This is a genomic window from Enterococcus sp. DIV0691, from assembly GCF_051711145.1.
Classification (GTDB): domain Bacteria; phylum Bacillota; class Bacilli; order Lactobacillales; family Enterococcaceae; genus Enterococcus_B; species Enterococcus_B hirae.
In genome coordinates this window covers 1696993-1711630 of sequence record NZ_JBIOLY010000001.1, presented here as the reverse complement: position 1 = coordinate 1711630, position 14638 = coordinate 1696993, and the positions used below count along the sequence as shown (strand labels likewise).

Annotated in this window: 9 protein-coding genes; 7 read left to right on the top strand and 2 right to left on the bottom strand. The window is 38.4% G+C overall.

The window, feature by feature from the left end; all coding sequences use genetic code 11:
• The first annotated feature begins 39 nt into the window (after window positions 1-39).
• The 5 genes from hemW to dnaJ all read left to right on the top strand — a co-directional run bounded on the left by hemW (window position 40) and on the right by dnaJ (window position 6808).
• Window positions 40-1206, top strand: a complete 1167-nt coding sequence (gene hemW, locus IGJ11_RS07620) for a radical SAM family heme chaperone HemW (RefSeq protein WP_207431970.1) — start codon at window positions 40-42, stop codon at window positions 1204-1206.
• Between the two features lie 246 nt (window positions 1207-1452).
• Window positions 1453-2496: a heat-inducible transcriptional repressor HrcA gene (gene hrcA / locus IGJ11_RS07615; protein ID WP_010718939.1), complete on the top strand. Its 1044-nt coding sequence runs from the start codon at window positions 1453-1455 to the stop codon at window positions 2494-2496.
• A 45-nt stretch (window positions 2497-2541) separates the two neighbouring features.
• Window positions 2542-3105 carry a nucleotide exchange factor GrpE gene (gene grpE / locus IGJ11_RS07610; protein ID WP_010718940.1) on the top strand — a complete coding sequence of 188 codons (564 nt, stop codon included), beginning with the start codon at window positions 2542-2544 and terminating at the stop codon, window positions 3103-3105.
• Window positions 3106-3146: 41 nt separating this feature from the next.
• Window positions 3147-4979, top strand: coding sequence for a molecular chaperone DnaK (dnaK, locus tag IGJ11_RS07605; protein ID WP_010718941.1), 1833 nt, complete (start codon window positions 3147-3149; stop codon window positions 4977-4979).
• 662 nt (window positions 4980-5641) lie between these two features.
• Window positions 5642-6808, top strand: a complete 1167-nt coding sequence (dnaJ, locus tag IGJ11_RS07600) for a molecular chaperone DnaJ (protein ID WP_010718942.1) — start codon at window positions 5642-5644, stop codon at window positions 6806-6808.
• A 269-nt stretch (window positions 6809-7077) separates the two neighbouring features.
• On the opposite strand, the gene IGJ11_RS07595 is transcribed toward dnaJ, so the two are convergent.
• Together IGJ11_RS07595 and IGJ11_RS07590 are read right to left on the bottom strand one after the other, a co-directional pair.
• On the bottom strand, window positions 7078-7815 hold the full coding sequence (locus tag IGJ11_RS07595) for an amino acid ABC transporter ATP-binding protein (protein ID WP_010718943.1): 738 nt from the start codon (window positions 7813-7815) through the stop codon (window positions 7078-7080).
• 1 nt (window position 7816) lies between these two features.
• Complete coding sequence (locus IGJ11_RS07590; RefSeq protein WP_207431974.1) at window positions 7817-9313, bottom strand: amino acid ABC transporter substrate-binding protein/permease; 1497 nt, start codon at window positions 9311-9313, stop codon at window positions 7817-7819.
• Window positions 9314-9706: 393 nt separating this feature from the next.
• Here IGJ11_RS07590 and uvrB point away from each other — a divergent pair, with 393 nt between their 5' ends.
• Together uvrB and uvrA are read left to right on the top strand one after the other, a co-directional pair.
• Window positions 9707-11701, top strand: coding sequence for an excinuclease ABC subunit UvrB (gene uvrB / locus IGJ11_RS07585; RefSeq protein WP_034698271.1), 1995 nt, complete (start codon window positions 9707-9709; stop codon window positions 11699-11701).
• Window positions 11702-11710: 9 nt separating this feature from the next.
• A complete protein-coding gene (gene uvrA, locus IGJ11_RS07580) occupies window positions 11711-14548 on the top strand; it encodes an excinuclease ABC subunit UvrA (protein ID WP_081127457.1) in 2838 nt (945 codons plus the stop codon).
• Window positions 14549-14638 lie beyond the last annotated feature (90 nt).

The following is a 14638-nucleotide window of genomic DNA, read 5'->3' as shown; positions in this document are numbered from 1 at the left end:
AACAGGTACGACTTTTCGACGTAAGGAGAATTTAGTTTAATGAATGAAACAACCAATCCCGCAGAACAAAAGGTTTCTGCGTATATCCATATCCCGTTTTGTGAGCATATCTGTTATTACTGTGACTTTAATAAAGTATTTTTAGAAGGTCAACCCGTAGATGAATATGTCGAGATGCTTCTAAAAGAAATGGAAATCACACTTGAACAACATCCTGTAAAAGAATTAGAAACACTGTATGTTGGTGGTGGGACACCTACGTCTTTGACTGCAGTGCAATTGGATCGTTTGTTAGCAGGCGCTAGGGAAATATTGCCTTTTAAAGAAGGAAAAGAATTTACGGTTGAAGCGAATCCTGGAGATCTAACGAAAGAAAAGCTTCAGGTCATGAAAAATTATGGAGTGAATCGTTTATCAATGGGGGTGCAAACTTTTGATAATCGGTTGCTGAAAAAAATTGGGCGGAAACATACCGCAGAGGATGTTTACCAAACAATGCGTTTTTTAGAAGAAGAAAACTTTACGAATGTGAGTATTGATCTGATTTATGCGTTACCTGGACAAACGTTAGAGGGCTATCGAGAGACATTGAATCAAGCACTTGCACTTGATTTGCCCCATTATTCATTGTATTCATTGATTTTAGAAAATAAAACGATGTTTATGAATTGGGTGCGGCAAGGGCGTTTAGAACTGCCTGATCAAGAAACCGAAACGCGGATGTTTGAAGAAACCATACAAGCAATGGAAAAAAAGGGACGTCATCAATATGAGATCAGTAATTTTGGGTTGGAGGGGCATGAATCAAAACACAATTTGATGTATTGGAATAATGATCATTATTTCGGCTTTGGCGCAGGTGCAAGTGGATATCTTGGGAATAAACGATACCGTAATAAGGGACCGATTCAACATTATTTACGTCCATTAAGAGTAGGAGAACTCCCTGTTTTGGAAACTGAAGTACTTTTAAGAGAAAATCAAATCGAGGAAGAAATGTTTCTTGGGTTAAGGAAAAAGATAGGAATTTCCAAACGACATTTTTACGAACGTTATCAGCAAACAATCGAATCGCTTTATTCAAAGGTTTTGACAGATTTAGAAAAAGAAGGATTATTGGTCAATGAATCCGATCGAATTTATTTAACGCCAAAAGGAACTTTTCTAGGAAATGAAGTATTTGAACGTTTCTTGCTTGAAAAATAGTTGTGAGAGGTCAATAAAACCTTTAAATTTCTTTATAGATCGATTAAATAATGGAAGGTATTAAGAAACCTATTTATCTTTAGTGTTGATCTATCAATGTATTTATCAGAGAATGCCGCTTTTAGCACTCGTTAAATGAGAGTGCTAAAAGTGGTGTTCTTTTTCTTGACACACTATGCGCTTCTTGCTATATTAGTAAGTGGGTTAGCACTTAGAAGATATGAGTGCTAATGAGAGGTGAAGAAGATGTTAACACAAAGACAAAGTGAGATTTTACGTCTGATCATCCAAAACTATACGAGTAGCGGTATACCCGTCGGCTCCAAAACCTTAATGGAAGATGGAGTCAAGGCGAGCTCAGCAACGATCCGTAATGACATGAAAGCCTTAGAAGATGCTGGGTTGTTACTTAAAACTCATTCTTCATCAGGAAGGATTCCTTCAGCATTAGGTTATCGGCATTATGTGGATCATTTGCTAAAACCTGCTCGTGTAACCAATGATGATCTGCAGCAGATTCGGCTGTCTTTAAGCAAAGAATTTCATGAAATTAACGAGATTATTCAACAATCTGCTGAGATTTTATCCGAGCTGACTAGTTACACAACCTTCTCGTTAGGCCCAGAAATTAAAGACCGCCGTTTGACTGGTTTTCGTATCGTTCCTTTAAATAGTCGTCAAGTGATTGCGATTGTAGTAACCGATAAAGGAAATGTAGAAAGCCAAGTTTTTACACTTCCTGAAAATCTAGGAAGCCAAGATTTAGAAAAAATTGTTCGCATTGTCAATGAACGATTGGTGGGAGATCCATTGATGACTGTCTATCATAAATTGCGGACAGAGATTCCAATGATTTTGCATAGATATTTTCAGACAACTGAAGGGATATCAAATCTTTTTGATACGATACTCGGACATGCGTTTGAAGACAAAATTTATGTAAGTGGGCAAATGAATCTACTAGATTATGAACTCCACCAAGATCTGGAGCAGTTCAAATCGATGTTTTCGTTTATGACAGATACTTATGAATTAACCCAAATGATCGTCCCAACGGATAGTAACATCCACATCAAAATTGGATCTGAATTAGGAAATGAGCTTTTACAAAATATGAGCATGATCCAAGCAAGTTACGAGATTGCTGGACACGGTCGAGGTACAATAGCCTTGTTAGGACCAACCAGTATGCCTTATTCAAAAATGCTGGGTCTGGTAGATGTCTATCGTCAAGAATTAGCGAACAAGCTTGCTGATTATTATCGATCAATTGATTTGACTGGATCTTAGCATGAAAACGAATCACTGACTGATTAACGAAAAGGAGTGTGTCTTGTGAAAGAAAAAAAAGAAGAGTTAGAAAAAGACGTAGCGGATATTCAAGAAGATACGGAAATCGATACGGAAGCGACGGAAGACTCAGGTGTCTCTGACGTAGAAGCTGAAGAATTTGAGCGTTTAAATTTAAAGGCTGAAATGGAAGAGTTGGAAGATAAATATTTACGTGCTCGAGCTGAGATTGCAAATATTGCAAATCGAAGTAAAAATGAGCGTGAACAATTACAAAAATATCGTTCACAAGATCTTGCTAAAAAATTATTACCTTCAATTGATAACTTAGAGCGTGCTTTGGCTACAGATGTGGCTGATGATCAGGGTGCAAGTTTGAAAAAAGGTGTCGAAATGGTACTAGAAAGCTTGAAACAAGCACTTAAAGAAGAAGGAATCGAAAAAATCCCAGCAAAAGGAGAGGCTTTTGATCCGAACCTCCATCAAGCTGTACAAACCGTGCCAGCGACTGAGGAACTTCCAGCTGACACAATCGTCGAAGTACTACAAGAAGGTTACAAATTACATGACCGCGTATTAAGACCAACAATGGTTATTGTTGCGCAATAATGTCATGATATAAAATTAACTAAGATAAGGAGACGTTAATTATGAGTAAAATTATCGGTATTGACTTAGGTACAACCAATTCAGCAGTAGCTGTTTTAGAAGGAAACGAAGCAAAAATTATTGCAAATCCAGAAGGTAACCGTACAACTCCTTCTGTTGTCTCATTTAAAAATGGGGAAATTCAAGTGGGTGAAGTTGCTAAACGTCAAGCAGTAACTAATCCAAATACGATTTCATCGATCAAACGCCATATCGGTGAACCAGGCTATAAAGTAGAAGTAGAAGGAAAATCATATACACCACAAGAAATCTCTGCAATGATCCTTCAATATATCAAAGGATTCGCTGAAGACTATCTAGGTGAAAAAGTTGAAAAAGCAGTTATTACTGTGCCTGCTTACTTCAATGATGCACAACGTCAAGCAACAAAAGATGCTGGTAAAATTGCTGGCTTAGAAGTTGAACGTATTGTAAATGAACCAACTGCTGCAGCGCTTGCTTATGGCTTGGATAAAACAGACCGCGATGAAAAAATCCTAGTATTTGACCTTGGTGGTGGTACGTTCGACGTATCTATCCTTGAATTAGGTGATGGCGTATTTGATGTACTATCAACAGCTGGAGATAACCATCTAGGTGGGGATGACTTTGATAACAAAATCATTGATCACATGGTAGCTGAGTTCAAAAAAGAAAACGGCATTGATTTATCACAAGATAAAATGGCATTGCAACGTTTGAAAGATGCTGCAGAAAAAGCGAAAAAAGATTTATCTGGAGTATCAAGCACACAAATCAGCTTACCGTTCATCACAGCTGGCGAAGCAGGTCCTCTTCACTTAGAAATGACATTGACTCGTGCGAAATTTGATGAATTAACCGCTGATTTAGTAGAGCGTACAAAAATTCCAGTACGACAAGCCTTGAAAGATGCTGGTTTATCACAATCTGAAATTGATGAAGTTATCTTAGTTGGTGGTTCAACACGTATTCCTGCAGTTGTTGAAGCAGTAAGAAAAGAAACTGGAAAAGAACCAAACAAATCTGTAAACCCAGATGAAGTAGTAGCGATGGGTGCTGCTATCCAAGGTGGGGTTATCACAGGTGATGTCAAAGACGTTGTGTTACTTGATGTTACTCCGTTATCATTAGGTATTGAAACAATGGGTGGCGTCTTTACTAAATTAATTGATCGAAACACAACGATCCCTACAAGTAAATCACAAGTGTTCTCAACGGCTGCAGATAATCAACCTGCTGTAGATATCCATGTCTTGCAAGGTGAACGTCCGATGGCTGCTGACAACAAAACGTTAGGAAGATTCCAATTAACAGATATTCCTGCAGCACCACGTGGTGTGCCACAAATCGAAGTTACTTTTGACATTGATAAAAATGGTATCGTGAATGTTTCTGCTAAAGACCTAGGTACACAAAAAGAACAAAAAATCACGATTAAATCTTCTTCAGGTCTAACTGATGATGAAATCGAACGCATGGTAAAAGATGCAGAAGCGAATGCAGAAGCAGATAAAGCACGTAAAGAAGAAGTGGATTTACGTAACGATATTGATGCTTTACTATTCTCAGTTGACAAAACACTAAAAGAATTAGAAGGTAAAGTTGACGCAGAAGAAGTGAAAAAAGCGGAAGAAGCTCGCGATGAATTGAAAGCTGCTGTTGAAGCAAACAATATCGAAGAAATGAAAACAAAACGTGATGCATTGAATGAAATCGTGCAAAATTTGACAGTTAAATTGTATGAACAAGCTGCGCAACAACAAGCACAAGAAAATCCAGAAGCAGCGCAAACAGGTGCAGATGATGTAGTAGACGCTGACTTTGAAGAAGTCGACGGAGACGACAAAAAATAATCTCATTAAATAATCGTTAGCTGTTTAGTAGAAATGACAAGTTTCAGTAGAGAAGGTTTTCCCCTTCTCTAGCTGGGACTGTTATCATACAATACAACTTTTTGAATACGTTGTTAAACAATATTAAGCAGGATCTAAAAGACGAGTGAATCGAAGTTTATACAACAATTTACTTTACCATTCGTTTTTAGTGCCAATGCTTGAAAGAAGGTTTAGCAAAAGAGATCAGCTCTAAGAAATAATCCGAAGAATGCGAAAATAGATTCTCATATTTTCGAGATTCTTCGGATTATTTTCCGATAGTGCTACATTTAGAGTGGTCTAAAAGGTTAGTAGGCGTTCACTTTCAAGAATGATGCGCAAAATAGAGACCTTATTGTTTGGAGATTTGATGTGCATGATTATGCCTGTTGAATAACAGAAGTCATAAGAACAATGGGAGAATTTCTTGGACAATAGCTGTTGCTTTGAGGTAGTTCGATCTGGTCATAAGATAAGATTTGAGGAACATTCTTTCTTCAATTTGGAAAACTTGACTTAGGTATGAGCCTTAAACTAGCTTCCTTTTTTAAATACTTGAAAGTAGCAGTTTTTGTTTTCGTAAAAGTATGATATGATAACAAGCGACGTGGAAATGATGAGAACCAATAGGAGGAAAGCCTATGGCAACAAAACGTGATTATTATGAAGTCTTAGGGCTCTCGAAAGGAGCTTCTGAAGATGAAATTAAAAAAGCTTATCGAAAGCTATCAAAAAAATATCATCCAGATATCAATAAAGAAGCTGATGCAGAAGAAAAATTCAAAGAAGTATCAGAAGCTTATGAAATTTTAAGTGACCCGCAAAAACGGGCAGCTTATGATCAATATGGACACGCAGGTACCGATCCAAACTATGGCGCTGGTGGAGCCGGTGGCGGCTTTGGTGGTTTTGGCGGCTTTTCGGGTGGCGGTTTTGGCGGCTTCGAAGATATCTTTGATTCATTCTTTGGCGGTGGCGGTCGTACGGTAGACCCTAATGCGCCAAGACAGGGTGCGGATTTACAGTATACGATCGATCTTTCTTTTGAAGAAGCGATTTTTGGCGTAGAAAAAGAAATCAAGTATAACCGAGAAGAAATTTGTCATACTTGCCATGGAAATGGTGCGAAACCTGGAACGCAACCAACAACTTGTCATAAGTGTCATGGATCAGGGACAATCAATGTGGAACGTCAAACGCCACTTGGCCGTGTGATGAGTCGTCAAACTTGTGACGTTTGTCATGGTACTGGTAAAGAAATCAAAGATCCTTGTCCAACTTGTCATGGTTCTGGTCATGAAAAGAAAGCACATTCTGTTAAGGTGAATGTACCAGCAGGTGTAGAAGAAGGACAACAAATGCGTCTGGCAGGTCAAGGTGAAGCTGGAGAAAACGGCGGACCATTTGGTGATCTATATGTTGTATTCCGTGTGGAAGAAAGTGATATTTTCGATCGTGATGGTTCAGAGATCTATTACGAATTGCCATTGAGTTTTGTACAAGCTGCTTTAGGTGATGAAGTAAAAGTGCCAACCGTTCATGGAGATGTCAAACTTAAAATTCCGGCAGGTACGCAAACAGGAACGAATTTCCGTTTACGTGGCAAAGGAGCGCCTAAACTTCGTGGTGGAGCTACTGGGGATCAACATGTGAAAGTGAAGTTGATCACGCCGAAGAACTTAAATGAACAGCAACGTGAAGCATTGCGTGCTTTTGCTGAAGCTGGCGGCATCAAAGTAGAGGAACAACAAGAAGATGGCTTCTTTGATAAAGTGAAAGATGCCTTTGGCGGTAAGAAAAGAAAATAAAAGAAAAGCAAATCAATAAATTCAGTTAGTGTCTCTGGCAGTTAGACCAACATCTAATTGCTGGAGAATCGCCAGCCTCTTATTGATTTGCTTTTTTTATTTAGACAGGAGAAAGTGGCAAACAAATAATTAAAGCAGGGACGAAAGAAGAGGACAAAAAGGAAGTAAGTGTTTTTTTTGTCAATTTTATAAATGTTTTTAAAATAAAGACCGTTGCAAGGGATAGGCATCCTTTTGCAACGGTCTTTAACAATTTCATCATCTTAAGGTTAAATATCTAGTACTTTATCTAGAAAATCTTTTGTTCGTTCATTTTGTGGATTTTCAAAGATTTGTTGTGGTGTGCCATCTTCTAGGAAATTCCCTCCATCAATAAACATGACACGATTGGCAACTTCTTTAGCAAAGCCCATTTCGTGTGTAACGATAACCATCGTCATCCCTTGCTTAGCTAATTTTTTCATGACGTTCAAGACATCTCCGACCATTTCCGGGTCTAGTGCAGAAGTTGGTTCGTCGAAGAGCATGATATCAGGATTCATCGCTAGAGCACGAGCGATAGCGACCCGTTGTTTTTGTCCACCAGAAAGCATTTCTGGATACATGTCTTTTTTATCTTCAAGGCCGACGGTTTGTAGCAATTTGATTGCTTTCTTTTCAGCGGCTTCTTTTGATTCTTTTTTCAAATCCATAGGTGCTAATGTAATGTTTTCTAGCACTGAAAGATGTGGGAATAGATTAAAATGTTGGAATACCATTCCAATGTGTTGTCTTACCAAATTGATATCGGTGTTTTTGTCCATTAAGTGGGCCCCATCAATGATGATTTCGCCGTCTGAAGGCTCTTCTAAACGGTTTAAACAACGTAGGAAGGTACTTTTTCCTGAACCGGAAGGACCGATGATACAAACAACGTCACCTTCGTTGATTGAAACATTGATATCATTTAAAACGGTATTTTCACCGTATTTTTTTACAAGATGTTCAACTAGAATTTTTTCAGCCATCTTATTTCACCTTCTTTTCTAAAACTTTTGCTAATTTTGTCAGAATAGTAATGAGGATCAAATACATGATAGCAATAATTAGATAGACGTACGTACTTTGTGTCGTACGTGCAACGATAATTTTACCAGTTTGCAGTAACTCTACCACACCGATCGCTGAGATGATTGTTGTATCTTTCAATGAGATAACGAATTGGTTCACGAAAGATGGCAACATGATCTTGATTGCTTGTGGTAAGATGATTTTTTGCATGGTTCGATTATATGAAAGTCCTAAACTGCGAGAAGCTTCCATTTGACCAACTGGCACAGCTTTGATCCCACCACGAACGATTTCTGCGATATAAGCGCTGGCGTTCAAAGTTAGTGTGATAATCCCGGCAATGAAGTCGGGAATAGTAAATCCGACGATACCTGGTAATCCAAAGAAGATGAAGAATGCAAGAACCATCATTGGAATACCGCGGATGACATCGACATAAATACTTGCAATTGTTCGTAGGGCTCTGATTGGCGCTACGCTGAATAAACCAAAGATAACACCAACAACTAATGCCAAGGCGAATGAAATTAAAGTTAATAAGATCGTTTGCCATAAACCTTTTAGTAAAACTTTGTAGTTGTTTTGTAATAGACCAGTTAGTGTAGATTCATCTTTGCTGTCTTTAGTAGGCGTATTATCTGTTGAGATATATTTGTTGATGATTTTATCGTATTCGCCAGTTCGTTTTAATTCTTTTAGACCTTCGTTGAACATTTGTAATAGTTCAGGATTTTGGCCTTTTTTCACAGCAAAAGCGTATTTACCACCAGATTCTTTAGCAATCGGTGTTTCTAATTGTTGATTGTTTTTAATTGCATAGCCGATAACAGGGTAGTCGTCCATCATGGCGTCAATTGCGCCAACTCTCAATCCGTCATATAACTGATCTGCAGAATCGAAGTACTTGATGGTATAGCCGTACTGGTCTTCGTGGGCATTTAAAAAATCAGCACTTTCAGTTCCAACTTTGGCACCTACTGTTTTTCCTTTTAGGTCTTCATAGGACTTGATTGAATTGTCTCCTTTTTTGACAGCGATTTGAATCCCGCTTTCAAAATAAGGATCTGAGAAATCATAGCTTTTTTTTCGTTCATCGGTCACAGTCATTCCTGCGATCATTCCATCTGCTTGACCAGATTCTAACGCTTGTAGCGCAGCAGAGAAACCACGATAATCCATACGTAGGTTAAATCCTTGCAGTTTGGAGATTGCCTCCATTAATCCAACATCAATTCCCTCGTATTTGCCTTCAGCGTTTTGAAACTCGAAAGGTGCAAAAGCTGAATCGCTGGCAATGACATACGTCTCTTTCTTAGGTTCTATTTTTTGCATCGTCTCGCTCGTACTTGAGTCAGCAGTAGTTTTATCGTCAGCTTGTACAGGATTGCTAAGCGCAAATGTGACAAGTCCTGTCATTATGAAAATAATCGTATGAAGCAAATGCTTTTTTTTCATAATTAACCTCCTAAAATTTCAATAACTTTTCATATTTTCCTATTATATGCGAAAACTAATAATAGATACAAGCTGAGTTGCTGAAAAAAATAAAAAAAATGTCATTTTGTAACAATCTATGTTATAAAATGTAACATAATGAATGTAGAGAGGAATCTGCCGTAAGATAAATAATTACTTAAGGGACATTATTGATATATAATTTTGCTGCCTAATTTACTACTTAATACATGTATGAATTTATATAATTATAATATAGTAGAAAAGAAAAAACTCAAAAGTAGCGAAAGTATGTTCGGTGTGGTATAATAAATCAACAAGGAATGCCTTTGCTTTCCTTTTCTTTTTTGTGGTCGTAAAATGAAGAGGAAAGAATGAAAAGGAGGATGAAATATGATAGAAAGAGATACCTCCCGACACTTTGAGTTGGTGTCAAAATATCAACCAGCAGGAGATCAACCCGAAGCCATTACACAGTTAGTTGATGGGGTAGTTGGTGGAAAAAAAGCTCAGATACTTTTAGGAGCAACTGGTACAGGGAAGACGTACACCGTTTCGAATTTGATTGAAAAAGTGAATAAGCCAACATTGATTATTGCCCACAATAAAACATTAGCTGGACAATTATATGGGGAGTTCAAAGAATTTTTCCCCAATAATGCAGTTGAATATTTTGTATCTTATTACGATTATTATCAACCTGAAGCTTATGTCCCTTCAAGTGATACTTATATTGAAAAGGATTCTAGTGTCAATGATGAAATTGATAAATTACGACATTCGGCAACCAGTTCGTTATTAGAACGAAATGACGTGATCGTGATTGCTTCTGTTTCTTGCATCTTTGGTTTAGGTTCACCTTTTGAGTATCAAAAACAAGTCGTTTCAATTAGACAAGGAGCTGAGCTTGATCGTAATCAATTGATTCGTGATTTAGTTAGTATCCAATTTGAGCGCAACGATATTGATTTTCAACGTGGTCGTTTTCGAGTACGTGGGGACGTTGTGGAGATTTTCCCAGCCAGTCGGGATGAACGTGCGTTGCGTGTTGAATTTTTTGGTGATGAGGTCGAAAGGATTCGTGAAGTCAATGCGTTGACTGGTGAGGTCTTGGGAGAAACTGAGCATGTGGCGATATTTCCAGCGACTCACTTTGTTACAAATGATGAACACATGGAACATGCGGTTGCAAATATCAAAGCGGAACTGGAACAACGTTTGACAGTTTTGCGGAATGAGAATAAATTGTTAGAGGCTCAACGGCTAGAACAACGAACGAACTATGATATTGAAATGATGTTAGAAATGGGTTATACATCTGGGATCGAAAATTATTCGCGACACATGGATGGACGAAAAGAAGGCGAGCCACCATACACGTTACTTGATTTCTTTCCCGAAGATTCATTAATGATTATTGATGAATCGCATGTGACAATGCCGCAAATTCGGGGAATGTACAATGGTGACCGCGCAAGAAAACAGATGTTAGTCGATTATGGTTTTCGTTTACCATCGGCATTAGACAATCGTCCGTTACGATTAGAAGAGTTTGAAAAGCACGTGAATCAAATCGTTTATGTATCTGCTACGCCTGGTCCATATGAGTATGAACAAACGGATACAGTGATTCAACAGATCATCCGACCAACTGGGTTACTAGATCCAATCATCGAAGTGCGGCCGATCATGGGGCAAATTGATGATCTGGTAGGAGAAATCAATGAACGAGTTGAAAAAGATCAGCGCGTGTTTGTAACTACATTGACAAAGAAAATGTCTGAAGATTTGACTGATTATTTTAAAGAATTAGGAATCAAAGTAAAATATCTGCATAGTGATATCAAAACATTAGAGCGTACCGAAATCATTCGTGATCTTCGTTTAGGTGAATTCGATGTACTTGTAGGAATCAACTTGTTACGTGAAGGACTTGATGTACCGGAAGTTTCGCTAGTAGCGATTTTGGATGCAGATAAAGAAGGCTTTTTACGGAGCGAACGTTCTTTAGTACAGACGATTGGACGTGCAGCACGGAATGCAGAAGGAAAAGTGATTATGTATGCGGACAAAGTGACTGATTCGATGCGCAAGGCTATCGATGAAACTGCTAGACGACGTAGTATCCAAGAACAATATAATCAAGAGCATGGTATCGTGCCGAAAACGATCATCAAAGAGATCCGTGATTTGATTTCCATCACGAAAGAATCCGAAGATGATGCAAAAGAAACGGTTCAAGTATCCTATGAAGAAATGACAAGAGAAGAAAAAGCTACATTATTAATGAAATTAGAAAAAGAAATGAAAGATGCTGCTAAAGCATTAGATTTCGAGACAGCCGCAAATGTACGGGATATGATTCTTGAATTAAAGGCGTCAGAGTAGGGGGATTATATGGCAAATGATAAAATAATTATCCATGGTGCAAGAGCCCACAATTTAAAAAACATCAATGTGACAATTCCGCGAGATAAATTTGTGGTGGTCACTGGATTATCTGGTTCTGGGAAAAGTTCGTTAGCATTCGATACATTATATGCAGAAGGACAAAGAAGATATGTCGAAAGTCTTTCTGCTTATGCACGGCAATTTTTAGGGCAAATGGATAAACCAGATGTTGATAGTATTGATGGGCTAAGTCCAGCAATTTCAATTGATCAAAAAACAACTAGTAAAAACCCTCGTTCAACAGTAGGAACTGTCACAGAAATCAATGATTATCTCCGATTGCTGTTTGCACGTGTGGGGCATCCTATCTGTCCGAATGATCACATTGAGATCACCAGCCAATCTATTGATCAAATGGCTGATAAAGTTTTAGAATTACCTGAACGAACTAAAATTCAAGTTCTTGCGCCGATCATTGTCAAGAAAAAAGGCCAACATAAAAAAGTTTTTGAACGTATTCAAAAAGAAGGATACGTACGTGTTCGAGTGGATGGAGAAATCTATGACTTAAGTGAAGTACCAGAATTAGAAAAAAATAAAAAGCACGATATCGCAATTGTTATAGACCGTGTCATCATAAAAGAAGGAATCCGTTCACGTTTGTTTGATTCAATCGAAGCTGCCTTGCGTTTAGCAGAAGGCTATGTTTTGATTGATGTCATAGGAGAAGAGGAAATGCTGTTTAGCGAGCATTACGCTTGTCCTTATTGTGGCTTTACTGTTGGTGAATTGGAACCAAGACTGTTTTCTTTCAATGCGCCATTTGGTGCTTGTCCTGATTGTGATGGTCTTGGTGTCAAATTAGAAGTGGACCAAGATTTAGTGATACCTGATCGTACGAAGACGTTGAGTCAAGGAGCTATCGTCCCTTGGAATCCAATCAGTTCACAATACTATCCACAGATGCTGGCTCAAGCCTGTGAAAGTTATGGGATTGATATGGAGACGCCTTTTGAAGAGTTGCCACTTGAACATCAAGAAATCGTGCTCAATGGGACAGACGAGCTGTTCCATTTCCACTATGAGAATGATTTCGGTGGTGTTCGTGATGTTGAAACAACTTTTGAAGGGGTATTGAAAAACATTAAGCGTCGGTACCATGATACAAACAGTGATTTCACAAGAGAGCAAATGAGACAATATATGACTGAATTGACTTGTCAAACTTGTCATGGGTATCGTTTGAATCCTCAAGCTTTATCCGTTCAAATCAATGGGACGAATATTGGACAAACGAACGAGTTGTCTATCCAAAAAGCGGTCAACTTCTTTTCAAATTTGACCCTTTCAGACCAAGAAAAAGTAATAGCTAAACCGATTTTAAAAGAAGTGAATGATCGACTTTCATTTTTAGAAAATGTTGGTCTCGATTATTTAACGCTGAGTCGTGCATCAGGAACTCTTTCAGGAGGAGAAGCACAGCGGATCCGTTTGGCCACTCAAATTGGTTCGAATCTCTCAGGGGTTCTTTATATTTTAGATGAGCCTTCTATCGGACTCCACCAACGAGATAACGATCGGTTGATCGGTTCATTGAAGAAAATGCGTGATCTAGGGAATACATTAGTCGTGGTCGAGCATGATGAAGATACGATGCGTGCGGCAGATTATTTGATTGATGTGGGCCCTGGTGCGGGGCATCAAGGAGGAGAAATCGTTTCAGCTGGCACGCCAGCGGAAGTTGCTGCTGATGAAGATTCTTTGACTGGACAATATCTATCCGGTAAAAAGAGTATCCCAGTTCCAACTGAACGCCGAAAAGGGAATGGAAAAGCCATCAAAATCACTGGGGCAACGGAAAATAATTTGAAAAATATTTCAGTGGAATTTCCTTTAGGAGAATTTGTTGCGGTAACTGGTGTGTCTGGTTCAGGTAAGAGTACATTGGTCAATAGTATCCTAAAACGAGCTCTTGCACAAAAAATCAACCGTAATTCAGCAAAACCTGGTAAATTCAAATCAATTTCCGGATATGAAAGTATTGAAAAAATCATTGATATCGATCAAAGTCCGATTGGGCGCACACCACGAAGCAATCCTGCGACATATACTAGTGTATTTGATGATATTAGAGATTTATTTGCACAAACAAATGAAGCTAAAATGCGTGGGTATAAAAAAGGCCGTTTTAGTTTCAACGTTAAAGGTGGACGTTGTGAAGCCTGCCGAGGCGATGGAATTATTAAGATTGAAATGCACTTTCTACCTGATGTTTACGTTCCTTGTGAAGTTTGTCATGGGAAGCGATATAATTCTGAAACGCTAGAAGTTCATTATAAAGGAAAAAGTATTGCAGATATTTTAGAAATGACGGTTGAAGATGCCGTTGAATTTTTCCAACCAATCCCTAAGATTCATCGAAAACTTCAAACCATTGTCGATGTTGGTCTAGGCTACGTTACGATGGGGCAACCAGCTACAACATTATCTGGTGGGGAAGCACAGCGGATGAAACTCGCTAGTGAATTACACAAAATAGCGAATGGTAAGAACTTTTATATTTTGGATGAACCAACGACTGGTTTGCATACAGATGATATTGCCCGGCTACTTGATGTCTTGCAACGTTTAGTAGATGCAGGGAATACGGTATTAGTGATCGAGCATAACCTTGATGTTATTAAAACCGCTGATCATATTATTGATCTTGGACCAGAAGGCGGGGAAGGTGGCGGTACGATTTTAGCCACTGGTACACCTGAAGAAATCATTGAGGTGAAAGAGAGTTATACTGGTCGATACTTAAAAAAAATCATGAATGGTGAAAACCAACTGGATAGTTAAAAAAAAATTAAAATCAAGTATCTATTCTTGTTTTATTGACTAGTATAGACTAAAATACGAAACATGGTAGTTCTTTCTACACTAATTGGT